The organism is Photobacterium sp. TLY01 (genome assembly GCF_021432065.1).
GTDB lineage: Bacteria > Pseudomonadota > Gammaproteobacteria > Enterobacterales > Vibrionaceae > Photobacterium > Photobacterium halotolerans_A.
The window spans coordinates 1381568-1407497 of record NZ_CP090364.1 but is presented as its reverse complement, the minus strand read 5'-3'; the positions used below and the strand labels follow the sequence as shown (position 1 = coordinate 1407497).

The following is a 25930-nucleotide window of genomic DNA, read 5'->3' as shown; positions in this document are numbered from 1 at the left end:
AACGTTAGCGAAGTTAACCCATGAAAAGAGCTGCATCTTCTTCCGCAGTTGTCCCTCCCGTACGACGGCCGGACAGTCTGCAAAAGTTATTTCTCTGGCTCATCGTGCTGGATTATTTTCTGCTCAGCCATTTTTTGCTGAGGATGCACAGCATGACACTGAATACAGGGACGACAATCAGTTTACTGCTTTTAGGCTACAACGGACTGCTTTCCTATCTGTGTTTCAAACGCGCCCGGCGCAGCGGTGATTTTTACATTATCTACCCGACGCTTGCCGCGATATTGCTGGCTTTTATTCTATTTTTGTATTTTTTCTTTCTCATCGCTTAACGGGACAGGCAGCAGGACATTTCAGGAACTTATGCCACAGAGCACAGTTTTGCATCATCCTTTCCTGGCTAGAGTTAATCCTGCATCCAGCTTGTCGCCTTATGCGGTAAGAGAAAGCGAATGAGCTTAGCGTAATGAAAGATCAACTCACTATCTCGATATCAACAATTAACGGGTCTTACCATTTTCAACTGGGTAAGTATTTACGGCGAAACCTGATGGCGACTCTGCTGCTGTTCATTGTCTCCGTCGTGGTGATGGCATTCTCGATTCAGTATTTATGGAATGCCGTTGATCAGACACAACAGGAAAAATCGCAGTTAAACCAGCATGCCAATGAGCTGAAAGATGAAATTCTGAGCCTGGAAAGCGATCGGCAGTCGCTGGAACAGAATCTGGCTGATAGGCGCTATGAACTGGAACAAATTTCTGGCCGTGTGAATGAGCTGGAAAACGTGTTGGGGATTGAAAGCGAAGGCGAACAGCCTTTGGAAACCCGACTCGATACTGCAGCCCTGAACTCAGCGGTCCGTGTCGCCATGCTGAAGGTGATACCGAATGGTAGTCCGATGGAATACCGGCGTATTTCTTCCTCATACGGCTCTCGTAACCATCCGGTTTACGGGAACAAGCGTCGTCATCTGGGGATCGATCTCAGCGGGCACACAGGAACATCCGTCCACTCGCCTGCTGATGGCGTGGTAGAGCTGGTACGGCCCAGCAAGAAAGGCTACGGCAATTTGCTGAAAATTGACCACGGCTTTGGATTCATGACTTTGTATGCGCACCTGAAAGCATTCAAAGTCAAAACCGGGGATTTCGTCAGAAAAGGCGATTTAATTGCATTATCAGGCAACAGTGGTACCTCAACTGGCCCCCATCTGCATTATGAGGTTCGTTTTCTGGGTCGGGCTTTAAATCCCAAGTATTTCATCAACTGGGGGCCCGACAACTTTGACTATCTGTTTAACCATGAGAGGAGCATCCAATGGGACTCTTTAGTAAAAGTGCTGGAAGCACAGGCAAGCACTCAACTGCAACTATCATTGCACAAGGCTGTTCCTTCAAAGGCGATATCGAACTAAGTGGTAATATCCAGGTTGACGGCTACATTGAAGGACGTATCCGCACAGAACAGACATTATCGATCAGCGCAACAGGCCGTGTATCGGGCGAGATCTTTGCCAGTAAAGTGGTCATCAACGGTTTGCACGAAGGTGCCTGTCACGCCGACAGCATTGAGATCCTGGAAAAAGGCAAAGCCAAAGGCGTGATCTACACCAACGACATTTGCATTGAGCGAGGCGGCTGCTTCCATGGCCAGACTTACCCGGCAGATAAGGAAAAAGTCGTCACCATCAACAAAGAGGAGCCGGTCAAAGCTGCCGAGCCTTCACAAGAACTCAGCAAGAAAGAAAACGCTAAAGAGGCCGCACCACTGACACCACCAACGCAGCTCAAATCAGCAGACACATCCAGCTCTGCTGATAAAAGCGCAGCGCCGGTAGCAGCAAATGCAACCGCAGCAGCAACAGCAACAGCGGTTAAACCTGCAGCGTCTTCGGCATCAACAGCGGCGACTCCTGTCACGGATACCAGAAAACAAGTCAACGCCCGAAAATAAACACGAGAACCGGAATCCAGTATTCCGGTTTTTTCTCTGCTGTTTGCCCTCCACTCTCCTGCTGACTCCCTGCCAGCTATAAACTGTTATCTGCGTCGCAAATTGATCCTTTGCTTTCACTCAATCCGAAAAACAAGCCACTAAAGTACAATAATCAGTACATATTCAGTGAGATACATAAGGATCATGCAATGAAAACAAGGCTTACTCTGACCGCTATCTTTATGGCCAGTTTTACGCTCTCAGGCTGTACATCAACGCCGGGCAGCACTGCACAAACTGAGACGGCCAATCCTGCCACCGCCACACAGGACATCCTTGATGCCAGCGCCTGTATCGGTTCAACCGAACCGCCTGCGGCATGGGCCAGTAAGCTCAACCGTGTCGATGATCCCCAGCTACTGGCCAGTTCTCTGGGTCAGCCGACACAAGGCAAACTGTGTCAGGGACAGGTTTATGAAGTGAAAGAAGGGGAATCGCTGACTGTCTTTCGGGCCTGGAACAGTACCAACCCCAACAGCCAGTTTGGTGCCTGGTGGGCGGCAAACCAGCCAAACGGAAAAGTGGCCCAGTATCGGGAAGGCTACGAAATTTGCTATCAATGGTCGCCGCTGGACAAAATGACCCGTTGCGAACTGAAGCCAGGCAGCAAACTGGTGATCGGCAATGGGCAGAGTGCGCAGTGTTCAGAATGGCTGACTTACCCGGTGTCGGCAGAACAGCAGCTCTACCTTGAAGATACGGAAACACTGGTCAGTAATTGCCAGACCTACGATGCCGTGTTCGGCTGGGAATAAAATCAGCAACCGTTTGAGCGGCTGACTGGCCTGTTCGCATGTACTCGCTGACTGCCCTTTTTACAGTACACTTTTATAAAGTATTCATTGATAAGGCATCAATTGCCTCTGCGACAGAATCAAAAGCTACCTTGGCCGCACAACATGCGCCCAGACAAGACTGATGCGCTTTGATGAGTTCAACTATATCCTCAAGGCGCATTGTCTTTTCCGACGTTTCTAAACGGGTCTCGCCCGGACGCAGGCTCAGAGGTCGAAACACCTGCCCGGTCGAATCGATCAGCACATCATCAGGCTGAAAGCCAAAACAATGCAAATCAGCATCCGACTCCCAGGTCTGGCGATCAGCCACTACACTCAGCTCCTGATCACCCTCATATTTCAACACTGCAGGCCAAACAACCATGACAATTTCACCTTACCGATTCAATCTGGCCATATTGCCTGCTTTCAGGTGCTTCAGGCAAGTGCCGAGTCAGTTGCCTGAACGGCCTTCGTCAGATTGCGATATCAGATGGATAATATTCGAAGGGCTGGCAACCCAAAATGCGGCGAATCCTTCCGGCAAAGGTTCTATCTCATCGCATCGGGTCACCTTGTGGTTTGCAAGATGTTCTGCAGCAGCGGCGAGATCATTCGTCACAATTTCGAGCCAGATTTCAGCCTGGCTGATTCCCGGGACGTTATCGAGCCACAACGTTTTATCGCCAAACTGAAACCGGGGTGTATCCGTGTCTTTCTCACGAGCCAGTTCCGGAATGGCAATGATATCCCGATAAAAATGCAGCGTTTGCTCATACTCATGGGAAGGTATCTTCATGGCGATATTATGACCGGGTTGAAACACAGCTTTCATGTTGAATTCTCCTCATTACCAGACGGCACAAGTAACCAGACAGTTCAAAAGTGATGACGGCAAAACACGCATATGGGGAATCACTCAGGTTTGCACTGATAAACCGGCCAAACGTAAGCATGCATTAGCATAGTCTGCAAAAAGAGCTGCTGTTACGGCATCACGATACACAGTGATACGGATCACAATTTAGCTTCAGTTACACACCTAGCAGCGGTAAATGACGCAGGCGTTTATAGTTGAACGCCAGTTCGACGCAATGACAGACAATCGGCTCGGGCAGCGGATCAGCAACATTCAAGACAATAGCCCTGTTGCCCTGCAAAGACAGTGCGTGTCCGTATACTTCACGGAAAGTATCCACTAACCTGGTATTGCAGTTGAAATAGAGAAAGTAATGGTCAGGAGCCTTCTCCAACCAATTCATCCTGACCGGGCTGCCGCCTTTCACCTGATAGCTGGGCTCGCCCCATTTTAGAGCTTCTTCAACCTTCCCCAGAGCATGGGTTTCAGCAACACCTAACACCAAACTGCGCAAGTTGATCATCACAGCTTTGATATGAGCCGGATAACTGTCGAATTTGCCTTTTACTCTCTCGTCCATGTCTTTTCCTGATGGTGGCATTGAGTACCAATCACTCCCTGATATTTATTTCAGTGTGGTTCAACCTGCCGACGAAGCCCGTTCTTCCATCACAGATTCAGCGCTCACAGGTACTGGCTGGCTTCTCGATAGGCTTCAAGCTCCATAGGCGCATCGCGATAGCCGTAAATAAACAATTGCAGTAAGTACTGTTTTGTTTGTTCCCGAACGCCCATCTGCTCTGCCTGACGGACATGAATGAGCTCGTGTGCCAGCAGTTCCTGATTGCCTTTCTCTGAGCGTTTGATCCAGATACCGTAGCCATACGTATAGGCACCCGTTAATGGAGAACTGTAGCCATACTTTTTGGCTAACGCAGCCAGCTCAGGATCCTCGGGAAAAGGAAGTTTATCGACATAATAAACACGCACCTTGTTTGCAGATTTCAAACCAACCCTGGCAGCAATTCTCAACTGATTTGCGTTTAACGGCACACCCTTTTCCAATGCTTCTGCTTCATTGTCACGTACATACTGTTCTGCGGCCGGCAGTAACCTTTCAACCTGCTGCAGGACTTGCTGCGGCGGGTTTGCATAGGTGTCATCCCGATCTGTACAGCCCGAAACAGTCAGAATGGCAGCAATGAAAACGATGGCTCTCTGATACACGTCACGCTCCTTGTTTTACACATATTGAATTGAGTCAGGCATCGCTTTCGGGTCTGGACCATAGTCATTCTCACCCGAAGTCCCTGCTTCCATCATGACACTGAGACCAATGATTGCGCCAATCAAGGGGACAAAAGCAATCAGCATCCACCAACCGCTACGATTGGTATCATGCAATCGGCGTACAGTAACCATGAGCGAAGGGATGACAGTCAGGCTGGTATACACTGCGAACAGTGCATAGTCATCCTTGATGGCCTCGCCAATGAAAAAAAACAGATAACTTAACAGCGCATTGATCAGGCAGAACATCCAATACTCACGACGACGCGCCCTGCCTTCTGAATCCGCATATTTTTTGATCGCATTTAAATAATATTGCATACCTGCCAACCTTTATTTTTATCAATAGAAGTCTCACTGAAACCTGTAAAAATTCTGAAAGGCAGGTCAATCATTCACGCCGTCGTCATCAAACAGGTTCCACACACAGCTAAGGGCGACAAGCTGCAGGCAATATTAATGCTTGATTCAGATGATTAATCCACCGCAAACGAAAGTGTTAGCTTATAGTTGCGAGAGGATTCAATTAATGTGTTTTTTAAGATTTTCTATCTGGTTTAACTGAACATTGTTATTCGTTACTGATAACGTGATTGCCCTACTCTATGAATATCCAATCTTAAGTTTGGTACTTCATGTTGTGCCATGTGTGATAAAAGGATCAGTAAAACCAGCGATTGAACCTATCGTAAATTATCATCAGCACTCACTGAGATACTTTTGCCAATGTTGCTGACTTTTCAAAACTACCCTGTAATCTTCGTAGTGAGATGAGCGATACAGTTTCTTAGCAGCAACATTATCATCGGCCACTTCCAGTGGTAATTTTCAGATAATGATTATCACGACAATACTGCTCTATTGCATGGAGTTGTGTCTTACCCACCACTTGACCTCTACAGCGATTCGAAACCATAAAGTCATGAATGTTCATGACTCGCTGCATTCGATATGTAGAAAAAGATTCAAAGCAAACAGCAAAACCTGCAGGTTTACTGTCAATGAAACTCATAAAACCATGAAAATAGGGTAACGCAAACAGTTGTTCAATGACTGCAGGTTCAAACGCTACAGAAAAACTGGATAGATACTCTCTGAACAAAGACTCAAATAGATTTTTATGTTCACGATTTCCTGGTTCGATATGTTTGACTAAAATGTCCATATTTATTGCCACTTAAAATTCATAACATGACTGACCTGTTAACTCGAACTTGTAATAAGGTCTCTGTCGGGCATCTTAATTTGATATGAGCAAAGTTTCACCACTGAAAATCTATTTACATGCATATCTGTGGCTTTGCACAGATTTTTGCAGTGACAGACAGCAGATATCAGGCGGATACACCTTCTCATGCATAAAAAAACGGCCTGCACAGCAGACCGTTTTCTGACCGGAAGCTTTGTTTCCCCTTCCGGCTTTTCAGCAAATCACCGGTTTCAATACAGTCGTTACTTCAGCAAAGCAACCACGGTATGGCGGTGAACGTTCGCCTGAGCAGAGACCACCTGGAAGGCGGCGGCGAAAGACTGGGAGTTCTGCAACGATTGCAGCTTGGACTCAATACTCTCAACAGATTGACCGGCCATCGCCTTGCCAACTTTCGAGTCCAGATCGGCCTGGAAATGTCTCAGCTGATCCAGGCCTTTCTGAACCTGTTGTAACCCCTGATTGACATGACGCATGGTATGGCGGATTTGCTCACCATCGGCCAGTTTCAGTGCGATATTCTCAATGCCCTGTGGCTCGGGTTGCACTTTAATACGATTCGGCTGACCTGCCGGGTAACGATGCCCCTGACCGCTGATCGTCACATGCTGACCCAAAGTCTGGAAATCCGACTGAGAGGTTGAAAAGATCACATCGCCGCTTTCCGTTGCCGCCGCACGCAAACCGAGCGGAATGACCGCTTTGTCGATTTGCTGGGTTAACTGACGATCAGTTTGCGAGGCGTCGAATGTCAGCAGCGCGGTCCCGCGGTCTTGTACCGTCAGGTGCAACTGCTCACTTTGCTGACGCTGGCGTACCAGATTCAGTCCGTTCACAGTAAAGCTTTGCTTGGGATCGCCTTTGGGCTGAAACTGAAGCTGGCTGTCCAGCACTCGTTCCCCATTAAACTGACCGGCATTGAGCGTTTGTTGAAGATGGCTGTGGTGGCGCTGAAGCTGGTCAACACGGCCTTGGGTAATCGCGGTCGAGCTTCCCAGCATCTGCGTAAGAATTTTTTTCATCCCCTGCAGATCACGCCCGACACTGATCAGACTCTGATGCGCTATCTGCCCCCGGGTCACTTGTTGCTGGCCCTGCGAGAATAACTCGCTGGTTGCCGTGTATCCGCCTTTGACGACAGCCGGACGTTGTGTCTGCACTGTGTCCTGAACAGCGGAAACAGAGCCACCGGCGGGTGCCGGTGGTGAAATTGTTGCCTTGTCATTTTTCAGCAGTGAAATCGACTGTTGCCGAATCTCTGCAGTAGAGTTCACCATAGTGTTCTCTCTTCCTTATAAGCGATCAAACAATGACAGATCGTTAATCTTGGTAAAGCTGGCCTGTGTGGCCTGAAGTGCCGAGAGATAGTTACTCAAACGGACGGACGCTTCTGCGTAGTCCAGATTTTTCAGCTCACCGTCGACCTTATCAACGAATAATTTGTTATCGACGTGTCCCTCTGCAATTAAATCCAGATTATTCTGACGGCCACCCATTTCCGTCATCGCGCCAAGGACATTTCCGAACGTACTATCAATAGCAGCTATCGTGTCATTCACTTCGGTTCTGAAATTAGCCGTCGGGACCTGAAATTCGGCAATCAGGTCATCAATTTTCTGAAAGACGGTGGCACCGCCTCCCAAATCCAGCAATTCCAGTGCCGTGACATTCGATTCCATCGTCACCCCTTTGGCCACCGTCACCAAGCGCTTATCGGCATTGCCGTTCAGAGTATAACCTGTGTCGGTATCCGTCAGTGCCTGCGTGTCAGTCTGGGTGCCGGAAAACAAATAAATACCTTCTTCGTCCTGCGAATTAAAGATTGCCTGTAAACCCTCTTTTAGGGTTTCCATTTCCGTCATAATGCCTTTGCGATCGTCATCTGTCATGGTGCCATTTGAACCCCATAGCACAAGATCACGTAAACTCTTTAAACTTTCACTTGCCGTGTCTAAATACGCTTCCTGACTTGACAGTGTGGTTTTCACGTTGGCGATATTGGCCTGATACTGAGTCAGTGCGCTGCCTTCCCGACCGAGGTTTAGTAGTTTGATGGAATCAATCGGATCGTCCGACAATTTGGTCAAACGATCACCGGTCGACATCTGTTGCATCACTTCGCCCAAACCCACATTGTTTTTGCTCAGGCTGCTCAGCATCATCTGGCTGAATTGAGTGTCACTGATACGCATAATTATTCCTTAAAATAGAGCTAGTACAGTATCGAACAGGTTATTCGCCGTACTGATCACCTTCATATTTGCCTGATACGCATTGGCAAAGACCATCAGATTGGCAGCTTCCTCATCACTGTTCACTGCACTCAGGTTTTCTTTGACAGAAATGGCCTGTGCATTCAGACTTTCAGCCGCTTTCGCATCAGAAGTGACCTGCCGTGCTTTAATCGCCGTATCCCCAACCATAGCGGTAAACGTATCGCTGATGGCGATATTACCGTACCCTGTAATCGCAAAGGTCTGGTTGCTTAGAGCAACTAAATCGGTCAGTACGTCACTGTTACCCGGAGTCCCGTCTGAAGACAGGGCCAGCTCTTCTGGATCCAATCCCGTGATTTTCAGGCTTGAAGACGGACTGGCCGGATCATAGCTGAACAGGGGCTGGCCGGGATTGCCGTTGAGATCCTGCCCGGTTGCCAGGGTGTTATTAAAGGCATCGGCGAACGCAACAGCCATTTCGTCCAGGGTCTGGCGAAAAGGCAGCAAAGTGTCGACCTGATAATCCGTGATTGCACCAAGCTCACCACCAATATCACCGTTAATCGGGAAACGCTGGCCTGAAAAATTGATTTCCATGTCGGCCAGATAAGGATCTGACGGATCAGGAATGGCTTTAATCTGAGAGGCCTGATCACCCAATACCAGTGGCTGACCAGAGGCCAGAGTCACCTGCAAACTGCCATCCGGCTGCTGATTGGTTTTGATCGACATCATTTCAGACAATTGTCCAATCAGGGCGTCACGTTCATCAAGCAAATGGGACGGATTACCATTAGTCGAGCTCATTTCCACAATACGCTTATTCACATCGGCAATATTGACCAGCAGGCTATTACTCAGTTCAACTGCCGCCGTGCGCTGCTCACTCAGATCTTTGTGCTGAGCGTAATAAGACTCAGATAGGGTATTAAACCGGCGCGTCAGGGCGTTAGCTTCGCTGATGATTTGCTGACGCAGTGGCGTAGACTCGGGTTTCACCGACGCATCATTCAGGGCGGCGTACAAGTTGTCCAGGCCTTTGGCGATATTGAAGCTGTCTGCCCCCATCACGCTTTCAAGCTGGGACATATTACTGAGATAACGGGAAGAATAAGATGCCTGGCTTTGAGTCGCCCAGGTTTGTCTCACCACAAATTCATCAGATATACGACGAATACTGGTGACTTCCACGCCATTCCCTGCGCTGACTCCCAGAGCGGAGCTGGGACCGAGCGCCGCAAACTGCGCCTGCTGACGGCTGTAGCCCGGGGTATTCACATTCGCGACGTTTTGCGCGGTCACATCAAGGCCAACACGGTTTGCATTCAAACCGGTTAATGCAATATTGATAATGCTCATTAAGATCCGTGCTCCATTTTCGCATCAATCCTGGTAATTAACGGCTGTTGAAATGCCATATTATTTATGGCTGTCACTCGTTGAGTCGCCGGAAGTTGTTCTTTATCAAGGGCGACCTGCGCACTGGCGCTGTTAAATTTGCCCGTCTCCGGTGACAGCGAGGCGCTGTTGGCCGCCAGATTTTCACGGCTGAGCGCCGAATCGCTGCTGTCATGCGGGCTCAGTTGCTTCACCAGCATGTCGGCAATACCGGCACTTTGCCGCTTCGCCATGTCCATCGCCAGCTGGCCGTCATAGAAGTCGCGGAAAACGCCCTGCTCTTTGCTCGAAAACGGGTTGTCTTCCGCTGCCAGTACATCGCTGCTGCTGCGCATCTGGCGCAGCACCATCTGCAGAAACATGGCTTCAAACTGACCGGCCACCTCATGCAGCGCCTGTTTTTTGTCCGCCTGAAATTTCAGGTTATTCACTGCACTGTTGTCGTGATACAGCAGGGCATTCGCCTGACCATCAATTTTCATTGCCACTCCTTAGATAACCACCAGCTCAGCATTCAGCGCACCCGCTTCATGCAAGGCCTGCAGAATTGACATCAGATCATCCGGTGTCGCACCCAGGCTGTTCACCGCATCGACAATCGTGCTCAGTTCAGTCCCTTCCGGCCAGATATACATCGGGGCTTCGTCCTGATTGATATCGACCAGTGAGTTATTCACCACCTTGGTTTCACCGTCGGCAAAAGCGTTTGGCTGACTGACCGACTGCATTTCACGAATAGTGACGGTCAGACTGCCATGACTGACGGCAGCGGCGCTGACAGTCACGTTTTTGCCGACCACCACAGTACCGGTGCGGGAGTTGAAGACGACTCTGGCCGGACGGCGGCCTTCTTCGACAACCAGCTCTTCCAGCATCGACATAAAGGTTACGCGCTGCTGGGTATCCATTGGAGCCAGTACTTCGACTTTGGCTTTATTAATCGCCGTTGCCACACCCGAACCAAAGGTGTTATTGACGGCGCGGGCAATATTTTTCGCTGTGGTGAAGCTCGGGGTGCGCAGATTCAGCGTGATATTCGGCTTTTGATTGAAATCGGTCGGGATTTCACGTTCCAGTGTCGCGCCGTTAGGAATGCGGCCTGTGGTTGGGGTGTTAATGGTCACTTTCGAACCACTCAGGCCTTCGGCACTGGCGCCGCCGACAATCACGTTACCCTGCGCGACGGCGTAAACTTCACCGTCCACGCCCCGCAACGGGGTCAGCAGCAATGTCCCGCCGCGCAGGCTTTTGGCATCCCCCAGAGAGGACACAACAATGTTCACTGTCTGGCCTTTCCCTGCCATGGGATCGATAAAGGCAGTCACACTGACGGACGCCACGTTTTTCAGCTTAGGATCGGTGCCCTCGCTGATCTGCACACCAAACTGGCGCAACATATTGGTGACCGACTGGCTGGTGAATTTCACCTGATTACGGTCGCCCGTGCCATCAAGGCCAACGACCAGACCATAGCCCACCAGTTGGTTACCACGAATGCCTTGCACATCCACTAAATCCATAATCGGCATGGCAATGGAGGCGTTGGCAGAGACAGAGTGAGCTCCCCAAAGCGCCACTGCCATCAACAGCAATAGAGTTTTGAACGATTTCATCAGAACGGCATCCATGGGCTAGTAAAGAATTGAGTCAGCCAGCCGGCTGAGTTGCTGTCTGCCAGTGCTCCGCGACCTGAGTAGGTGATACGCGCATCACCAATCCGTTGCGAAGACACCTGATTCAAGCGGTTAATGTCATCCACACGTACGATCCCTGACAGGCGGATAAATTCATCGCCCTGATTGAGGCGCAGCCATTTTTCCCCGCGGACACGCAGCACCCCGTTGGGTAACACGGCATTCACCGTCACGGTAATCGCGCCTTTGAGTTTGTTGCCCTGTGAGCTCTGTGAGGAACCATCAAAGCCGCGGCTGGCGTCCACACTAGCCGATAAATTATCGGCGGTGTAATTGCCAAATACCGGCGCACTGATGCCAACTTCAGAGTCTTTAGAGAATTGAGTATTGGCTTTTTTGCTCGACTGGGTTTCTTCGTCCAGCACGATCGTGAGAATGTCACCGACCCGGTAAGCACGGCGATCCTGAAACAAGGTCATCATGTAGTTATTGCGATAAAGACTGCCGTCAGACGCTTCCGGCAAAGAGTAATCCAGTACCGGTGGCGCGAAGGCTTCATCATCGGGTTCGGGTGCGGAGAACTCAGGGCGCATGGTGCACCCTGTCAATAACACCATGAGAAATGGAATCAGCCACTTCATAGGATTTCCTTTCGGTGTAAGCATTAAACTGACTGCGCGACAAACTTCAGCATGTCATCCGCAGCTGAGACGACTTTGGCGTTCATTTCATACGCGCGCTGCGTGGTGATCATATCGACCATTTCTTCCACCACCTGCACGTTAGAGCCTTCCAGTGCGCCCTGTTTGATGCTGCCCGCACCATCAAGACCCGGTACCAGCTCATCCGGCTGGCCGCTGGCTTCTGTTTCTCGGTACAGGTTGCCACCCAGGGCTTCCAGACCGGCCGGGTTCACAAACTGCGCCAGGGTGATCTGACCCAGTTCCTGAGGCTGAGGATCCCCGGCCACCTGCGCTGAGACGGTACCGTCCACACCGATGCTGATGCGGGTTGCCGCATCCGGGATCTCAATTTGAGGGATCAGGGGCAAACCCTGAGTATTCACAATCAGGCCTTCCGAGTTGACATGAAATTGGCCGTTGCGGCTGTACATGACTTCACCGTCAGAGTTTTCAATCTGGAAGAAACCGCCACCCATAATGGCCATATCCAATTCCTGACTGGTGTTCTGCGAATTGCCCTGGGTAAACACTTTTTGTGTGCCGACGACGCGCACACCGCTACCCAACTGCACACCTGTCGGCAGTTCGTTCACCTGATCGACCGGCGCACCAGGCTGACGCTGAATGGTGTAGAAGAGGTCTTCAAAAACAACGCGGTCGCGTTTAAAACCTACTGTGTTAACGTTTGCCAGGTTGTTCGAGATGGCGGTCATCTTAGTGTCTTGCGCCGCCATGCCCGTTTTGCTGACCCATAATGCAGAATGCATGTGATCTCTCCTTCTTATTAGCCGTTACGCAACAGGCGGTTACCAGCCTGAGCGAGTTTTTCTGCGGTCTTCATCATCCGCACCTGCATTTCGAAATTACGCGTCAGCGACATCACGCTGACCAGTTCTTCAATCGCGGAAACGTTACTGCCTTCCAGGTGCTCAGGCGCCAGACGCACTGTGGCATCCGCGGCGAAATCATTACCGTTGCGAGCCTGAAACAAGCCATCATTCATTTTCTGAACATCGGCAATATTCGGATTGACCAGTTTTAACTGACCGACTTCCAGCTCTGCGCCACCACCCGGCGGAATCACAGTCACCATGCCGGTTTCACTGATTTCAATGCTCTGGTTCGGCGGAATCACAATCGGCTCGCCTTCTGCCATCACAGGAAAACCGTTGACTGTCAGGTTGCCCTGCTGGTCAATTTTCAGGTTACCGGCCCGGGTGTATGACTCGCCGCCATCCGGACTCTGTACTGTCAGAAAACCTTCGCCATTGATGGCGATATCCAGTTTGCGGCCGGTTTTCACCATGTCACCGGCATCAAAACGGGTCGAGGCCGAGTTCGTCACCACCATAGTGCTGCCGTCAAAACCGCGCCCCTGAACGGCGTAACTTCTGGCTCTTTCCATGTCGGCACGAAAACCTGTGGTATCGGCATTCGACAGGTTGTTTGAGCGCACCTGCTGTGCGCTCAGTACCCGACTTGCTCCACTGGTTGCTGTGTATAACAAGCTATCCATCAACTAACCCTTAAATCGCGTTGAACAGCGCTTGAGTCAGCTGCTCTGTGGTCGAGATGGTTTTGGCGTTCGCCTGATAGTTACGCTGTGCTGTCATCAGGTTGACCAGTTCGCTGGTCAGGTCCACGTTAGAGCCTTCCAGTGCTCCCGGCGTCAGGCTGCCCAGAATACCGCTGCCAGGCTGACCGGTAATCGGTGCACCAGAGCCAAAGCTTTGCTGCCAGCCAGTGTTGCTGACTTTGACCAGGGCTTGTGGGTTAGCAAAATCGGCCAGCATGACCTGACCCTGAAGCAGAGACTGACCGTTGGTGTAAGTGGCGTATACCATGCCGTTGTCTTCCACACGCACGCCTGTCAGCTCACCGGATGAATAACCGTTAGGGTTGTTGGTGCTGGTGCCGAAATCGGCGCCGAACTGGGTGGTCCCCAGCAGGTCGATATCCACACTCATAGGGTCAGCACCGGCAGGGTTAAAGGCAACATTGAAAGGGGCCGCAGGGGTTGCCAGCGTACCGTCGGTATTAAACGTGGCCGCTTGCGTGGTCGCTGGCGCAGCACCGTCAACAGACACATGAATATCCCAGGCATTGGCACCGGTTTTCACGAAATACTGGGTCATGGTGTGCGGATTACCCAGCGAGTCATACACCTTGGTGGTGTAAGAAGAGTTATAGGTATCGTGATCAGCCATGTCGAATGGCGCAACCGCAGGTGTATTCACGCGTGAATCGAAGTTGGCAACAAAATCCACACGATCAGTGGCTTGTGCAGCCAGTGACGCGGTTTTAATTTGCAGATCGCCCACAGCGCCCGATTGCAGGTTGTTATTCGCGTCAACGGTATAACCTTGCAGCTTCATGCCAGTGTTACTGACAATGTAGTTGTCTTTATCAGTGTTAAACACGCCAGAGCGGGTATAAACCACCTGGCCGCTGGTGTCTTTGGTGACGAAAAAGCCATTACCGCCAATAGCCAGATCCAATGAACGACCTGTGCCGCTCACAGAACCGTTTTTATCAAAATTCTGAGAGATGGCAGCCACTTCAACACCACCGGCCTGAATACCGTTGTAAACAGAAGAGAACTCAGTACGTGACTCTTTAAAGCCTGTGGTTGACACGTTTGCAATGTTGTTACTGATGGTATTCAGCTGTGTATTGGTGGCTCCCAGGCCACTCAGCGCGATATCAAAACTCATAATATCCTCGTTAATTTGTATGAAAATCAGCTGCCGAACTGGCTAATCTGGTAGAAAGGAACGCTGCCGACACCGGCAACATTGACCAGGGCTGAGCCCCCGTTACTTGGAACACGTACTTGTTCAACCTGACCGGCCAGCAGCACCTTAGGCTCGGTCTGACCGGACTGAACTTCCACCGACACTGTGTAGTTTCCTTCAGGCAGTTCCAGCGCTTCCGGGTCAATGGTGAAATCCACATCGCCTGCGCCGTGTGCGCCCAGCGGTACTTTGGTCACACGGCCATAGTCATCTTCCAGCAGCAGGTTCACCTGATTAGACGCGTGCGCCAGTTCAATCTTGCCGCTCTGGGTACCTTCACCCAGGGTCATTTCATTAGTGCTGACATACACTGTCTGTCCCACTAAACCCGCCGTTGCCAGTACCTGCATGTTGTCCATCAAGACCATGCTGTTCTGCATCATCTTGGACATATTCTCGGTGCTCTGAACCTGAGAGAACTGCGCCAGCTGACCGACATATTCGGTGCCGTCCAGCGGGTTGAGCGGATCCTGATTCTGGATCTGAGCCACCATCAGGGTCAGGAACTCGTTCTGCAGCGCATCCGCACTGTTATCACTGGCACGGTTTGCCTGAACACCGGTATTGCCGCTTGTGGTTGTCGGGCTATCCCCGGATAAAGCGGTATATTGTGCTAAGCTCATCGGCTACCCTCCCCCAGACGCAGCAGGCCCTGCTGCATACTTTTCACATTGGCCATCACTTCAACATTGGTCTCGTAACTGCGGGTGGCGGACATCATGTCTGCCATTTCCGCCACAACGTCGATGCCCGGATAGAAGACATAGCCTTCTTCGTTCGCCAGCGGGTTATTCGGTTCGAAACGCTTATCCACTTTGCCATCATGCTGAACCACGTCGACAATGCGCACTTCCGCATTCGGGTACACATCTTTGTCGGCAGATAATTGTGTCTGGCTGTACACAGTGGCAAACACAGGTTTCAGCGCTTTGTAAGCATCATTCGGATTGCTGGCTACTGCATCGGCATTGGCCAGGTTACTGGCTACCGTATTCAGACGGACGGTTTGCGCCGTCATTGCAGAACCAGCGATTGAGTAGATGTCCGTAAAAGCCATAGTAATTAACGACCCTCAATTGCTTTGGCCAGTCCGCTGAACTTCATGTTCATAAACGTCAGACTGGTTTGAAAATCCATGTTGTTCTGGGCAAACTTGGCTTGTTCCACGCCCAGCTCAACGGTGTTACCGGTTTTGCTGTTCTGGTACGGCACCCGGTATTTCGCGCTCACATCCAACTGCGGTGGAGGAGTATCCACGCGTGAGCTTGTGTTTTTCATCACGCTTTCAAACGCCAGGTCTCTGGCGAGATATCCAGGGGTATCGACATTTGCTAAGTTGCTTGCCAATACTTTGCTGCGCTGTACCCTGAAATTAAGCGCATCAGGATGGACACCCAGCGCATTTTCAAAACTGATCGCCATTGTTTTTCCTTTAAATCGGTCACGCTTGCACCATGACTACTAACAAGAAACATGCCAATATTTTATGCTTTATTTTTCAGTGAGTTACAAAGAGGAAAGGAAGCGGAACTTCCGCCCTTTCACACACAGGCGGAAATCAGGAAACAGGAAATCCGGCTACTTTCATGCGCTGTGGACTGCAGTGCTGATGCTGCCTTCTGTCGCCCTGGCAGACAGTGGCAATAAACAGAATGCGTCTGAACTGGTGGCCTGGACCCAGGCTCAGATAGCGCAGGAAATCGCCAGTTATGCCGCCAGGCAACAATGGCCGGACTATGACACTGAGATTAGTATCAGTGTGCCGGCTTCTGTGGATCACCTGCCGGCCTGTGACACTGAGCTGTATATCAGCGCCGCCGATCAGCAGAGCCTGCCGGTGGGTTATCTGCGCCGTCAGCTTGAATGCCAGTCCGGCGCTCAGCCATGGAAACTGAACATTACCGCGCAGGTCAGTCTCCGGTTACCGGTGATCGTCTCGGCGACACACATCCGGCGTGATACCAGACTGACGGCGGCGATGCTCAAATCTCAGGTACTGACCCTGACCCGCGATGAAGCGTTTGCGACCCACCCGGAGCAGCTCATTGGTCAGCGGACGTTAAGACGAGTCCGGAGTGGTCAGATCATCAATCCGCTGCAGCTCCAGCCGCTGTGGCTGGTTGAAGAAGGCAACACTGTCATCATCGTCGCCAGCAAGAATGGTCTGGAGGCCAGCATGAAAGGAGAAGCCTTGCAAAATGGTGTTAAAGGTGAACAGGTTTCTGTCCGCAATATCAGTTCAGGAAAGGTCATTCAGGCTGTCGTGGTTGAGCGTGGAAAAGTTGAAACTATTTTTTAATTTCCGCCCGGAAGCGGTCGCTTTTCCTCTTTAGCAGTTACTTAAATTCAAGCGGTAGAACAAACGAGCAGGATACATTCATGAAAATTGACAAAGTAATTAATTCTCAGGTGGCGTCATCAACCCAACGTCCGTCCAGCCCGGCACAAGTGGAAACCGCAGGTAAATCGAAAGGTTTGGAACCGGTGATCAGCGCCAGCAACCAGATCATTTCACAGGCGCAGGAAAAACTGGCCGACTTACCGGACATCGATATGGAAAAAGTGAATGCTGTGAAGCAGGCACTGGCAAAAGGCGATCTCAAACTGGACATTGATACCCTGTCCAGCGCAATTCTGGAATTCCACACCGGACACGAATGAGGCCAGACATGAGCAAGCAGCAGATAGTGAAAGCACTGATTCAGGGGATCCGCCACGACCTTCAGGCTTACCAGCAACTCGGACAATTACTGTTGCGACAGCAAGCCAGTTATCTGCAATTTAACGGCACCACGTTAACCGAACTGGTCAAAAAGCAGGAACACGTGCTTGCTCAGCTTCAGCACAGTGCCTCGCAGCGCCGGCAGTTGTTACAACAGCTCGGACTGCCTGCCGATAAGCAAGGCATGACAATGCTGATGAAAAAACTGCCTTCCCCACTAAACGCCCAGGTTCGCCAGAGCTGGCAGCAACTGGAGAGTCATGTCCAGTCCTGCCAGAAAACCAATCAGGTGAACGGCAATCTGTCCGCTTCTTACGGTGAATTGCTGATGCAGATTAAAGGTGAACCTGCCTATGGCACGGCATTGATGCAGAGCTGATATGTCGATTGCCCGCAAAACCGGCGTCCCCTTCTGGGCCGGTTTCTGTTGTTGGTTCACACTTTTTTTCCTGCCGGGTGTCGCATTGGCCAGCCCGGCATTGTCGTCTTTTTCGCTCAGTGCTGATGCCTTACAGGCACAGGTTGACAAGTTATTGCCCCACCGCCATCTGATTGAGCAACACCTGCTGCGTAATCAAGAAACACTGCGTGATATTGAGCAGGTTCTGCGTGCTAAACAACTCCCGGCCAATCTGGCATTACTGCCCATGATTGAATCGACTTTCAGAGTGGATGCGGTCTCCTCAGCCAATGCAGCCGGTCTGTGGCAGCTGATCCCAGCCACTGCCGAACGGTTCGGATTGCAGGTACAAGCCGATAACGACGAGCGCTTTGATGTCCAGAAAAGCACTCAGGCCGCCGTCGCTTATCTGTCATTTCTGTACAACAAGTTCGATCAGGACCTTGCACTGACACTGGCCGCCTACAATGCCGGCGAAGGCCGGGTTGGCCGGGCCATCAAAAAAGCCAACAGCCGTCAGTTCACCGCCCTGACATTACCGAAAGAAACCCGCGACTATGTGCACAAATTTCATGCACTGCTTTCGGTTGTGGATCTGGACACTTTAACCCGCCAGACCAATTCAACAGATCCCATTCTCCGGTTGACTGTCAGCCGCCCGCCCACTGACATGGAAACCCGGATACTGACGGATCTGTTTGCCAAACGGGAGGTGATTAACATGTCACCTGTCAAACCCCTGATCCCTTTATAAATATTGATACTCGCACATCCGTGAACGGTTCCTATACTGAAGATTGATATTTCTATTCATAAGCATTACCTGTCGGTTCTCGCCTACAGGCCGATGAAGCAGAAGGACACGTTATGACGGACACGATTCAGGCTTGTCTGCTGGGAACCCTATGCCTGCTGATGATCTCAGGATGCGATCGCGACAATGCGCAAGACAAAGCGTTAATCAAAGCACTGGAAAATAAAGTCGAGATGCTCGAACAGCAGATGGAAGAGCAGCCGGTTCAGAACGTCCTGAGTCAGGATTCGCAACGTGTCGAAGAGCTTGAAAAAGAAGTCAATACACTCAGGGGCCGGCTGAGCAAACAGATTAGTTTTTCTCCGACCTTAGAACACATCGCCGAAAAAGGTTACCTCGAATGTGGGGTCAGTACCGGGTTGCCCGGATTCTCCATGCCCAATCAGAAAGGCGAATGGTATGGCCTGGATGTGGAGTTCTGCCAGGCTGTCGCCGCTGCAACCCTGGGAGATAAAAGCAAAGTCAAATTTATCCCGCTCAATGCCCGGGAGCGCTTTGCGGCGCTGCAAAAAGGCGAGATAGACATATTGTCACGCAATACCACCTGGACTTTACAGCGCGACACAGCGCTCGAACTGCATTTTGCCGGCATCCTCTATTTCGATGGCCAGGGCTTTATGGTGAAAAAATCCCTCAACGCCAACCGAGCGGAAGATTTGTCCGGCGCCACCATTTGCGTTCAGTCCGGCACCACGACCGAGCTGAATCTTGAAGACTATTTCAAACTCAACAACCTGACTTACACCCTGGTGCCGTTTGATACTGCACAGGAAACGATCATGGGTTTTGAGGAAGGGCGCTGCGATGTGCTGACCGCGGATCAGTCCGGCCTTTACGGCTTAAGGCTGAATCTGAAAAATGCCGAAGACGCGATTATTTTACCGGATATCATTTCCAAAGAGCCGCTGGGACCTGTAGTCCGCCAGGGGGACGATCAGTGGTACAACATCGTGAAATGGACACTGAATGCCATGATCAATGCCGAAGAGCTGGGGATCAACTCACAGAATATCGATGAGATGAAAAGCAGTGAAATTCCGGAAGTTCGCCGGTTTCTTGGCTTAGACGGCCCGCAGGGCAAAAGTCTGGGGCTGAAGCCTGACTGGGCTTATCAGATCATCAAGCAAGTGGGGAATTACGGCGAAAGCTTTGATCGTACAGTTGGTATCCAGTCTCCGCTTCATATTCAGCGGGCACAAAACAGCCTCTGGACCCAGGGAGGTTTGCATTATGCGCCCCCGATACGCTAGTCTGGCCTGAACTGGCGGATCGAACCGGCAGATTTACACACTGTTACATCTTTGATCATAGGTATTGGCCAGCTCTCCAGTATATTTAAGCCAATACTTTCAACGATTTTTTTCAATGTCGGTTCAAAGTTTCAATGACTTAATCTTGAAAGTGACCGATGTTGCCGCCATATATGGCATAGTAAATTTCAACACTAACCCTAAGGGGAAGCATTTATGAACGATCGTATTGTCCGTAGTAATGGCTACGAAGGCGTACTGTCAACGAACAAGGTTCTGCGCAACACTTATTTCCTGCTATCTCTGACCTTACTGTGGTCAGCCGTGGTCGCCGGTGTTTCTATGGCGATGAACCTGCCGCATCCGGGTTTAATCATCACTCTGGTTGGCTTTTACGGCTTACTGTTCCTGACAGAAAAGAACCGTGACAGCGGCCTGGGTCTGGTCTTTACCTTCCTGCTCACGGGTTTCATGGGTTACACCCTTGGCCCAATCCTGAACATGTATATCGGCGCAGGGATGGGACATGTGATCATGCCGGCACTGGGCGGTACGGCACTGACCTTCATGGCGTGTTCTGCCTATGCACTGACCACCAAGCGCGACCTGTCGTTCCTGAGCGGCATGCTCCTGGCTGGCTTTATCGCCATCGTGGTTGCTGTGATTGCAAACATCTTCCTGCAAATGCCAATGCTGTCTCTGGTGATCAGCGGTATGTTTGTGCTCTTCTCTTCTGCGGCCATCCTGCTGACTACTCAGTCGATTGTTCGTGGCGGTGAGACAAACTATATCTCTGCAACCGTGACCCTGTATGTGTCTATTTACAACCTGTTCCTGAGCCTGCTGCAAATTCTGGGCATCATGGGCAGCGACGATTAATCCCGTCTGTTACTGACAATACCAGAAGCGCCCTCCGGGGCGCTTTTTTGTTTTTCTGCGATGCAATCAACAGCCTTGGGTTGCAAAGTATTCATGCGCAGATACTTGCGAAGGAAGAGCGATATCACTATCCTTGCCGGGTTAACAACTGCGAGACGTACCATGCTTGAATTTGACGGAAATGTCATCGACACCGATGCCCAGGGATATTTAAAAAATGTCAGCGACTGGACACCCGAATTGGTCCCATTGCTGGCCAGAGAAGAAGGTGTAGCGCTCACTGATGCCCACTGGGAAGTGATCACTTTTGTTCGTGAATTCTATCTGGAATTTAATACCTCACCGGCTATCCGCATGCTGGTGAAGGCAATGGCAAAAAAATACGGTGAAGAAAAAGGCAGTTCCAAGTATCTGTTCAAACTCTTTCCCAAAGGACCGGCGAAACAAGCCACCAAACTGGCAGGGTTACCTAAACCGGCAAAATGTCTGTGATCCATTAGCCGGGGCCATACAGCTTCGGCTAAATGATTTCGAAACCATCCATGGCACGCCATTCCAGCTCATCCCGGCTAATACTGTCCACCCGGGATGTGCGCGGGCCACTGGCCAGCCAATCCACCAGTTGTTCGACTTTTTCAGCTTTCCCGCACGCTAACACTTCGACGCTGCCGTCGGGTAAATTCTTCGCATAGCCGCTCACACCGATTTTCAATCCTTCATGCGCAGTATGAAAACGAAACCCCACTCCCTGAACATGGCCCGTGACTCTGACCAAGACGCAAATTTGTGACATATATCACCTCAAGATTAGCCCTATTTAAAAGATAAAATATTAGTATTCACTTACGCCACACCACCCTTTATTCAGGAAGACAAAATGAAAGAAGTTGCATTTCGATGGATTGATAAATACCTCATTCACCTTAAGCTGCAGGAAAAATTTTACCTTTTGTTCCTGTTGCCGCTGATCGGAATGATCACTGTCAGTGCAATTTTAGCTGATGCTGGAGAAAAGCAGTATCAATCACTTATCACACAAAAGTTACAGGCTTCAGCCCAGTTATTATCTGAGCTGAAAGTTTCCCAGTCTGATGCAGCGCAATTATTGAGTAATACGGGGATCGCTGTAGGGCGTGGCGAGCATGCGGTATCGGTGGCGGGAATGCATTACAGCCTGATATCCACTGAATCTTCAGGTCTGTTTGACTATCTCACCGAGTTTCAGATGGGATTAGGTGTCCTGGTTGTTTTACTGGCCTGTGCCATGGTGTACTACATCATGACCTTTATTGGCGGTGCGATGTTCACCACACACAGAGCCCTGTCGACGCTGGCAGATGGCGACCTGACGCAACGCCTGAACTTTTTTAAAGTCCGGGATGAATTCAGCACCATTGCCATCACGATCGACAAAGTTGCAGAGCGCGAACAGCAACTGGTGCTGGCCACTCAGGAAGCAACGGCGCTCATGCAGCAGATCAGCAGCGAGCTTCGTCAACGCTCAATGCAAACTGAAAATCTTTCAGCCGACCAGCAAGCACACCTGGACTCGCTTGCGAGTGCCACAGAAGAGATGGCCTCTTCAATTCGTGAAGTGGCCGCCCATGCGCACGACACCTCAACGCAAACCCGGGAAGCCCAGGACGTGACTGAGCAGGGCCGTATTCAGGTCAGCCATACGAAGCAGGCCATTAATCAACTGACTCGCGAAATTCATCAGGCCGCTGAAGCGGTCAATGCGCTCGACAGTAATGCCGCAAAAATTGACGCTGTGGTCACCACCATCAACGCCATTTCTGAGCAAACGAACTTGCTGGCATTGAATGCCGCCATTGAAGCAGCCCGCGCTGGCGAGCAAGGGCGTGGTTTTGCCGTGGTCGCGGACGAAGTGCGCACCCTGGCGGGCCGGACGCAAACGGCGACCGTCGAAATCCAGCAGATGATAGAATCGCTGCAGAAAAACAGCCAGACCCTGATGGCTGTGATGCAAAGCACAGTCACCAACGCCGGTGAGAGTGAAACCCTGATGGGCTCGGTTGATCAGCAAATCACTCAGATATCGGAGCGCAATCAGCATATCTCAGATCGCAGCACGGAAATTGCTGCTGCCGCTGAGCAGCAGGGCTCGGTCGCGGATGGGATTGCCAGCAGCGTCGAACAGGTGCGGGAGCAATCGCGCCAGGTCAAGCAAGTGATTGCCCACACAGCCAGTGATATTGAGCGCCTGAATCAACAGGCACAACAACTGGAAATTCTGATGAATGGCGTAAAAGCCTGATACCTGGCTGTCTGAAATTGCTTCTTCGTTCCTCCCCTAGGGGGAGAGAATTAAAATGCCTTTTGGTTCCTCCCCCTTTTCAAGGGGGAGGCTAGGCGGGGGTTAGCTGGCACTGGCGCAGAATACGCGCTCGCCTCACGAACCCCACCCTAACCCTCCCCTTGCCAAGGGGAGGGAATCATCGTGGTTTCAGTCATCGCTGTATCAACCCCACCCTCCCCTTCATCAGGGGAGGGAAATTTCTTCTTTGCTTACCCTTTTGCCCGCAGGAACTTCAGTATCACTGAAATGCCCGGACTTGCGGTTGATTTTCCTCACACTGAACAAGATAATACGCCTCCATTCTTTTACAGCTTCTGGTCCTAACATGACAGCTTCTATCTATTTGGTGAAAGGTCGCGATAAATCACTGCGCCGCCGCCATCCCTGGGTTTTTTCACGTGGTATTCAACGTGTCGAAGGAAAACCGGAATTGGGCGACACCGTTGATGTGTTTGATCACAAGGGTGAATGGCTCGCCCGTGGTGCCTATTCTCCTCAGTCTCAGATCCGTGTCCGTGTCTGGTCCTTTGAGCAAAACGATACCATTGATACCGCGTTCTTTATCAAGCGTCTGAACGCCGCACAGGGGTTGCGTGACATTCTGGCTGAACGTGACGGACTGACAGGTTACCGTTTGATCGCAGCTGAGTCAGACGGACTGCCGGGGATTACTATCGACCGATACCAGAATTTCCTGGTGTGTCAGTTGCTCAGTGCCGGCGCAGAAGCACAGAAAGACAATTTGATTGAAGCACTCAAAACCTGCTACCCGGAGTGCAGCATCTATGAGCGCTCTGATGTCTCAGTCCGTAAAAAAGAAGGCCTGAAGCCTCGCACCGGTGTATTGCACGGCGAGACGCCGCCACCGGTTGTCACCATCGAAGAAAACGGCATCAAAATTCACGTTGATATCGTTGGTGGTCACAAAACCGGCTTCTATCTGGATCAGCGTGACAGTCGCCAGGCAGCCATCAAGTATGTGAAAGGCAAACGGGTGCTGAACTGTTTCTGCTATACCGGCGGTTTCGGTTTGTATGCGCTCAAAGGCGGTGCAGACAAAGTCATCAACGTTGACGTTTCTCAGCCTGCGCTGGATACGGCACGTCAAAATGCTGAAATCAACGGTCTGCCGGTTGAGAACGCAGAATTCGTCAATGCCGATGTGTTTAAACTGCTGCGCGAGTACCGGGAGCGTGGAGAGCTGTTTGATGTGGTGATCATGGACCCGCCAAAGTTTGCTGAATCCAAAGCACAACTGGTTGGCGCCTGCCGGGGTTACAAAGACATTAATATGCTGGCGATGCAGATCCTGAAACCGGGCGGCACACTGCTGACCTATTCCTGTTCTGGTCTGATGGACAGCAACCTGTTCCAGAAAATTGTCGCCGATGCAGCACTGGATGCGAAACGTGAAGTACAGTTTATTGAGCGTTTCAGCCAGGCAGCTGATCACCCACTCGACTCTGCGTATCCGGAAGGTTTCTACCTGAAAGGTTTTGCCTGCTACGTGAAGTAACAGTTGTCGTCATCGAGCAATACCCAAACGACTTGGAGTCGCAGGTAGGCGGCAAGTAAATGAATCCCCATGAGCATAGTTAACTATGTGATTGGGTCGGACTGGCGTTCCAGGAATGCACGCAGCCAACACCGCTGCGGCTTCAAGTAGGACGGGTATTAGGCAAAAAAAAAAGGGTTTTCTCTGACTCGATGGAGATAGTATCGAGGCAGGAAAAACCCAAACCGGAACAAAAGTAGCTAATTAAGTTGTTAGCCAAGAGAGTGTTGAATCGGTAAATTGTGATGAACCGCCTGCCGTCATATGAACGGAATCAATTCCAGGCCCAGCACACAGCTGATTCCGGTTACCACAAACAGTGATGTCTTAAATACTGATTTTGACCACTGTACATAGGTGTCCTCGCTCAGAGGACGGAAAGTGACGATGCACCACCACAGGCACACACCAGACGTCACCAGTAAATATTCATAACCGCTGAAACCTAAAGCAAACATTGCCAGTGCAACAACAGTAAACGCAGCCACATAAGCCATCATATGACGGCGGGCTTTGTGAATGCCTTCAACCACAGGTAATACAGGGATCTCAGCATTTTTGTAATCCTGCATGCGGAACATAGCAATCGCGTATGAGTGCGGCATTTGCCACAGGCAGAACATCGCAAACAACAGCATGGCTTCCAGGCTGATATAATTGGTCACCGCCAGATAGCCCACTAAAGGCGGCACAGCGCCTGACACACTACCAACCAGCGTGCCGTACACCGAGGTACGCTTGTACCACATGGTGTAAAAAAAGACGTAAAACACAAACCCCAGCAGCACCACGACCGCTGAAAGCGGATTGGCTTTCTGATACAGCACCGCCGTACCTGACAACAGCAACACAACCGCGTACACAAAGGCGGCGTCTGCATTGATTGCCCCTTTCGCCAGTAAACGGCTTTGGGTGCGGGACATCTTCTGATCGATATCCCGGTCAAAAATATTGTTGATCACGCAACCGGAAGCAATCACCAGAGCCACACCCAGCAATGTGTAAATCAGGAGGGGCCCGTTCAGCCCCTCCGTCTTCGCAGCCAGAAAATATCCGGCCAGCACAGAGATGAGGTTACCGATGATGATCCCAGGTTTGGTAATGGAAATGTATCCTTTGATCATGATCGTC

General features: G+C 50.8%; 33 protein-coding genes. 13 read left to right on the top strand and 20 right to left on the bottom strand.

Features of this window, described 5'->3' with window-relative positions; all coding sequences use genetic code 11:
• The first annotated feature begins 20 nt into the window (after positions 1-20).
• From LN341_RS06930 to LN341_RS06915, 4 genes are all read left to right on the top strand, one after another.
• Positions 21-332 (top strand): hypothetical protein, encoded by a 312-nt coding sequence (locus tag LN341_RS06930; RefSeq protein WP_046220736.1) that lies wholly within the window; start codon positions 21-23, stop codon positions 330-332.
• A gap of 134 nt (positions 333-466) precedes the next feature.
• Entirely contained in the window at positions 467-1417 is a 951-nt protein-coding gene (locus LN341_RS06925) for a M23 family metallopeptidase (protein WP_046220737.1), read from the top strand.
• Positions 1321-1956, top strand: a complete 636-nt coding sequence (locus LN341_RS06920; protein ID WP_234204509.1) for a polymer-forming cytoskeletal protein — start codon at positions 1321-1323, stop codon at positions 1954-1956. The genes LN341_RS06925 and LN341_RS06920 overlap by 97 nt, the downstream gene beginning before the upstream one ends.
• Positions 1957-2147: 191 nt before the next feature.
• Complete coding sequence (locus tag LN341_RS06915) at positions 2148-2753, top strand: hypothetical protein (RefSeq protein ID WP_234204508.1); 606 nt, start codon at positions 2148-2150, stop codon at positions 2751-2753.
• A gap of 73 nt (positions 2754-2826) precedes the next feature.
• Here LN341_RS06915 and LN341_RS06910 read toward each other — a convergent pair whose 3' ends face one another.
• The 18 genes from LN341_RS06910 to flgB all read right to left on the bottom strand — a co-directional run bounded on the left by LN341_RS06910 (position 2827) and on the right by flgB (position 16281).
• Positions 2827-3105 (bottom strand): DUF4144 domain-containing protein, encoded by a 279-nt coding sequence (locus tag LN341_RS06910; protein ID WP_234204507.1) that lies wholly within the window; start codon positions 3103-3105, stop codon positions 2827-2829.
• A 123-nt stretch (positions 3106-3228) separates the two neighbouring features.
• Entirely contained in the window at positions 3229-3609 is a 381-nt protein-coding gene (locus tag LN341_RS06905; RefSeq protein WP_234204506.1) for a VOC family protein, read from the bottom strand.
• 199 nt (positions 3610-3808) lie between these two features.
• The gene (locus LN341_RS06900) at positions 3809-4213 is read right to left on the bottom strand and encodes a DUF1801 domain-containing protein (protein WP_234204505.1); all 405 of its coding nucleotides are present in this window, start codon (positions 4211-4213) and stop codon (positions 3809-3811) included.
• 104 nt (positions 4214-4317) lie between these two features.
• Positions 4318-4860: a DUF4157 domain-containing protein gene (locus LN341_RS06895; RefSeq protein WP_234204504.1), complete on the bottom strand. Its 543-nt coding sequence runs from the start codon at positions 4858-4860 to the stop codon at positions 4318-4320.
• A 15-nt stretch (positions 4861-4875) separates the two neighbouring features.
• Complete coding sequence (locus LN341_RS06890) at positions 4876-5244, bottom strand: DUF805 domain-containing protein (RefSeq protein WP_234204503.1); 369 nt, start codon at positions 5242-5244, stop codon at positions 4876-4878.
• A 481-nt stretch (positions 5245-5725) separates the two neighbouring features.
• Complete coding sequence (locus tag LN341_RS06885) at positions 5726-6088, bottom strand: GNAT family N-acetyltransferase (RefSeq protein WP_234204502.1); 363 nt, start codon at positions 6086-6088, stop codon at positions 5726-5728.
• A gap of 287 nt (positions 6089-6375) precedes the next feature.
• The gene (locus LN341_RS06880; RefSeq protein WP_234204501.1) at positions 6376-7410 is read right to left on the bottom strand and encodes a flagellin; all 1035 of its coding nucleotides are present in this window, start codon (positions 7408-7410) and stop codon (positions 6376-6378) included.
• A gap of 15 nt (positions 7411-7425) precedes the next feature.
• Positions 7426-8325 (bottom strand): flagellar hook-associated protein FlgL, encoded by a 900-nt coding sequence (gene flgL / locus LN341_RS06875; RefSeq protein ID WP_234204500.1) that lies wholly within the window; start codon positions 8323-8325, stop codon positions 7426-7428.
• Positions 8326-8334: 9 nt separating this feature from the next.
• Positions 8335-9708, bottom strand: coding sequence for a flagellar hook-associated protein FlgK (flgK, locus tag LN341_RS06870; protein ID WP_234204499.1), 1374 nt, complete (start codon positions 9706-9708; stop codon positions 8335-8337).
• Positions 9708-10229, bottom strand: coding sequence for a rod-binding protein (locus tag LN341_RS06865; RefSeq protein ID WP_046220747.1), 522 nt, complete (start codon positions 10227-10229; stop codon positions 9708-9710). The genes flgK and LN341_RS06865 overlap by 1 nt, the downstream gene beginning before the upstream one ends.
• A 9-nt stretch (positions 10230-10238) precedes the next feature.
• Positions 10239-11330: a flagellar basal body P-ring protein FlgI gene (locus LN341_RS06860; RefSeq protein ID WP_046220787.1), complete on the bottom strand. Its 1092-nt coding sequence runs from the start codon at positions 11328-11330 to the stop codon at positions 10239-10241.
• A gap of 29 nt (positions 11331-11359) precedes the next feature.
• Positions 11360-12022, bottom strand: coding sequence for a flagellar basal body L-ring protein FlgH (gene flgH / locus LN341_RS06855; protein WP_046220748.1), 663 nt, complete (start codon positions 12020-12022; stop codon positions 11360-11362).
• Positions 12023-12045: 23 nt separating this feature from the next.
• Entirely contained in the window at positions 12046-12831 is a 786-nt protein-coding gene (flgG, locus tag LN341_RS06850; protein WP_046220749.1) for a flagellar basal-body rod protein FlgG, read from the bottom strand.
• Between the two features lie 17 nt (positions 12832-12848).
• Positions 12849-13580 carry a flagellar basal-body rod protein FlgF gene (gene flgF / locus LN341_RS06845; protein WP_046220750.1) on the bottom strand — a complete coding sequence of 244 codons (732 nt, stop codon included), beginning with the start codon at positions 13578-13580 and terminating at the stop codon, positions 12849-12851.
• Positions 13581-13590: 10 nt separating this feature from the next.
• Entirely contained in the window at positions 13591-14778 is a 1188-nt protein-coding gene (gene flgE / locus LN341_RS06840) for a flagellar hook protein FlgE (RefSeq protein ID WP_120510662.1), read from the bottom strand.
• A 26-nt stretch (positions 14779-14804) separates the two neighbouring features.
• A complete protein-coding gene (gene flgD / locus LN341_RS06835) occupies positions 14805-15482 on the bottom strand; it encodes a flagellar hook assembly protein FlgD (RefSeq protein ID WP_120510661.1) in 678 nt (225 codons plus the stop codon).
• Positions 15479-15916, bottom strand: coding sequence for a flagellar basal body rod protein FlgC (gene flgC, locus LN341_RS06830; RefSeq protein WP_234204498.1), 438 nt, complete (start codon positions 15914-15916; stop codon positions 15479-15481). Before flgC ends, flgD begins: the two co-directional genes overlap by 4 nt.
• A gap of 5 nt (positions 15917-15921) precedes the next feature.
• Positions 15922-16281: a flagellar basal body rod protein FlgB gene (gene flgB, locus LN341_RS06825; protein WP_027252394.1), complete on the bottom strand. Its 360-nt coding sequence runs from the start codon at positions 16279-16281 to the stop codon at positions 15922-15924.
• A 187-nt stretch (positions 16282-16468) separates the two neighbouring features.
• Between flgB and flgA the strand changes: the two genes are divergently transcribed.
• The 7 genes from flgA (at position 16469) to LN341_RS06790 (ending at position 21416) form a co-directional block, all read left to right on the top strand.
• Positions 16469-17158 carry a flagellar basal body P-ring formation chaperone FlgA gene (flgA, locus tag LN341_RS06820; protein WP_234204497.1) on the top strand — a complete coding sequence of 230 codons (690 nt, stop codon included), beginning with the start codon at positions 16469-16471 and terminating at the stop codon, positions 17156-17158.
• Positions 17159-17238: 80 nt separating this feature from the next.
• A complete protein-coding gene (flgM, locus tag LN341_RS06815; RefSeq protein ID WP_027252396.1) occupies positions 17239-17520 on the top strand; it encodes a flagellar biosynthesis anti-sigma factor FlgM in 282 nt (93 codons plus the stop codon).
• Between the two features lie 8 nt (positions 17521-17528).
• On the top strand, positions 17529-17960 hold the full coding sequence (flgN, locus tag LN341_RS06810; protein ID WP_234204496.1) for a flagellar export chaperone FlgN: 432 nt from the start codon (positions 17529-17531) through the stop codon (positions 17958-17960).
• Between the two features lies 1 nt (position 17961).
• On the top strand, positions 17962-18735 hold the full coding sequence (locus LN341_RS06805; RefSeq protein WP_052729978.1) for a lytic transglycosylase domain-containing protein: 774 nt from the start codon (positions 17962-17964) through the stop codon (positions 18733-18735).
• A 113-nt stretch (positions 18736-18848) separates the two neighbouring features.
• Positions 18849-20045, top strand: coding sequence for an amino acid ABC transporter substrate-binding protein (locus LN341_RS06800; RefSeq protein WP_082095749.1), 1197 nt, complete (start codon positions 18849-18851; stop codon positions 20043-20045).
• 216 nt (positions 20046-20261) lie between these two features.
• Positions 20262-20924, top strand: a complete 663-nt coding sequence (locus tag LN341_RS06795; RefSeq protein WP_046220755.1) for a Bax inhibitor-1/YccA family protein — start codon at positions 20262-20264, stop codon at positions 20922-20924.
• Positions 20925-21086: 162 nt separating this feature from the next.
• Positions 21087-21416: a TusE/DsrC/DsvC family sulfur relay protein gene (locus LN341_RS06790; protein ID WP_234204495.1), complete on the top strand. Its 330-nt coding sequence runs from the start codon at positions 21087-21089 to the stop codon at positions 21414-21416.
• A gap of 28 nt (positions 21417-21444) precedes the next feature.
• Here LN341_RS06790 and yccX read toward each other — a convergent pair whose 3' ends face one another.
• Positions 21445-21717: an acylphosphatase gene (gene yccX / locus LN341_RS06785; RefSeq protein WP_046220757.1), complete on the bottom strand. Its 273-nt coding sequence runs from the start codon at positions 21715-21717 to the stop codon at positions 21445-21447.
• Between the two features lie 84 nt (positions 21718-21801).
• Here yccX and LN341_RS06780 point away from each other — a divergent pair, with 84 nt between their 5' ends.
• Both LN341_RS06780 and LN341_RS06775 read left to right on the top strand, forming a co-directional pair.
• On the top strand, positions 21802-23202 hold the full coding sequence (locus tag LN341_RS06780) for a methyl-accepting chemotaxis protein (protein WP_234204494.1): 1401 nt from the start codon (positions 21802-21804) through the stop codon (positions 23200-23202).
• Positions 23203-23569: 367 nt separating this feature from the next.
• Entirely contained in the window at positions 23570-24760 is a 1191-nt protein-coding gene (locus LN341_RS06775) for a class I SAM-dependent methyltransferase (RefSeq protein WP_234204493.1), read from the top strand.
• Positions 24761-25059: 299 nt separating this feature from the next.
• Here LN341_RS06775 and cyoE read toward each other — a convergent pair whose 3' ends face one another.
• Positions 25060-25923 carry a heme o synthase gene (gene cyoE, locus LN341_RS06770; RefSeq protein ID WP_046219565.1) on the bottom strand — a complete coding sequence of 288 codons (864 nt, stop codon included), beginning with the start codon at positions 25921-25923 and terminating at the stop codon, positions 25060-25062.
• Between the last annotated feature and the right edge of the window lie 7 nt (positions 25924-25930).

Excerpts from the sequence above, each read along its gene's own strand:
- LN341_RS06930 (WP_046220736.1), top strand. The coding sequence starts at position 21 with ATGAAAAGAGCTGCATCTTCTTCCGCAGTTGTCCCTCCCGTACGACGG.
- LN341_RS06925 (WP_046220737.1), top strand. The coding sequence starts at position 467 with ATGAAAGATCAACTCACTATCTCGATATCAACAATTAACGGGTCTTAC.
- LN341_RS06920 (WP_234204509.1), top strand. The coding sequence starts at position 1,321 with ATGGGACTCTTTAGTAAAAGTGCTGGAAGCACAGGCAAGCACTCAACT.
- LN341_RS06915 (WP_234204508.1), top strand. The coding sequence starts at position 2,148 with ATGAAAACAAGGCTTACTCTGACCGCTATCTTTATGGCCAGTTTTACG.
- LN341_RS06905 (WP_234204506.1), bottom strand. The coding sequence starts at position 3,609 with ATGAAAGCTGTGTTTCAACCCGGTCATAATATCGCCATGAAGATACCT.
- LN341_RS06900 (WP_234204505.1), bottom strand. The coding sequence starts at position 4,213 with ATGGACGAGAGAGTAAAAGGCAAATTCGACAGTTATCCGGCTCATATC.
- LN341_RS06890 (WP_234204503.1), bottom strand. The coding sequence starts at position 5,244 with ATGCAATATTATTTAAATGCGATCAAAAAATATGCGGATTCAGAAGGC.
- LN341_RS06885 (WP_234204502.1), bottom strand. The coding sequence starts at position 6,088 with ATGGACATTTTAGTCAAACATATCGAACCAGGAAATCGTGAACATAAA.
- LN341_RS06880 (WP_234204501.1), bottom strand. The coding sequence starts at position 7,410 with ATGGTGAACTCTACTGCAGAGATTCGGCAACAGTCGATTTCACTGCTG.
- flgL (WP_234204500.1), bottom strand. The coding sequence starts at position 8,325 with ATGCGTATCAGTGACACTCAATTCAGCCAGATGATGCTGAGCAGCCTG.
- flgK (WP_234204499.1), bottom strand. The coding sequence starts at position 9,708 with ATGAGCATTATCAATATTGCATTAACCGGTTTGAATGCAAACCGTGTT.
- LN341_RS06865 (WP_046220747.1), bottom strand. The coding sequence starts at position 10,229 with ATGAAAATTGATGGTCAGGCGAATGCCCTGCTGTATCACGACAACAGT.
- LN341_RS06860 (WP_046220787.1), bottom strand. The coding sequence starts at position 11,330 with ATGGCAGTGGCGCTTTGGGGAGCTCACTCTGTCTCTGCCAACGCCTCC.
- flgH (WP_046220748.1), bottom strand. The coding sequence starts at position 12,022 with ATGAAGTGGCTGATTCCATTTCTCATGGTGTTATTGACAGGGTGCACC.
- flgG (WP_046220749.1), bottom strand. The coding sequence starts at position 12,831 with ATGCATTCTGCATTATGGGTCAGCAAAACGGGCATGGCGGCGCAAGAC.
- flgF (WP_046220750.1), bottom strand. The coding sequence starts at position 13,580 with ATGGATAGCTTGTTATACACAGCAACCAGTGGAGCAAGTCGGGTACTG.
- flgE (WP_120510662.1), bottom strand. The coding sequence starts at position 14,778 with ATGAGTTTTGATATCGCGCTGAGTGGCCTGGGAGCCACCAATACACAG.
- flgD (WP_120510661.1), bottom strand. The coding sequence starts at position 15,482 with ATGAGCTTAGCACAATATACCGCTTTATCCGGGGATAGCCCGACAACC.
- flgC (WP_234204498.1), bottom strand. The coding sequence starts at position 15,916 with ATGGCTTTTACGGACATCTACTCAATCGCTGGTTCTGCAATGACGGCG.
- flgB (WP_027252394.1), bottom strand. The coding sequence starts at position 16,281 with ATGGCGATCAGTTTTGAAAATGCGCTGGGTGTCCATCCTGATGCGCTT.
- flgA (WP_234204497.1), top strand. The coding sequence starts at position 16,469 with ATGCTGCCTTCTGTCGCCCTGGCAGACAGTGGCAATAAACAGAATGCG.
- flgM (WP_027252396.1), top strand. The coding sequence starts at position 17,239 with ATGAAAATTGACAAAGTAATTAATTCTCAGGTGGCGTCATCAACCCAA.
- flgN (WP_234204496.1), top strand. The coding sequence starts at position 17,529 with ATGAGCAAGCAGCAGATAGTGAAAGCACTGATTCAGGGGATCCGCCAC.
- LN341_RS06805 (WP_052729978.1), top strand. The coding sequence starts at position 17,962 with ATGTCGATTGCCCGCAAAACCGGCGTCCCCTTCTGGGCCGGTTTCTGT.
- LN341_RS06800 (WP_082095749.1), top strand. The coding sequence starts at position 18,849 with ATGACGGACACGATTCAGGCTTGTCTGCTGGGAACCCTATGCCTGCTG.
- LN341_RS06795 (WP_046220755.1), top strand. The coding sequence starts at position 20,262 with ATGAACGATCGTATTGTCCGTAGTAATGGCTACGAAGGCGTACTGTCA.
- LN341_RS06790 (WP_234204495.1), top strand. The coding sequence starts at position 21,087 with ATGCTTGAATTTGACGGAAATGTCATCGACACCGATGCCCAGGGATAT.
- yccX (WP_046220757.1), bottom strand. The coding sequence starts at position 21,717 with ATGTCACAAATTTGCGTCTTGGTCAGAGTCACGGGCCATGTTCAGGGA.
- LN341_RS06780 (WP_234204494.1), top strand. The coding sequence starts at position 21,802 with ATGAAAGAAGTTGCATTTCGATGGATTGATAAATACCTCATTCACCTT.
- LN341_RS06775 (WP_234204493.1), top strand. The coding sequence starts at position 23,570 with ATGACAGCTTCTATCTATTTGGTGAAAGGTCGCGATAAATCACTGCGC.
- cyoE (WP_046219565.1), bottom strand. The coding sequence starts at position 25,923 with ATGATCAAAGGATACATTTCCATTACCAAACCTGGGATCATCATCGGT.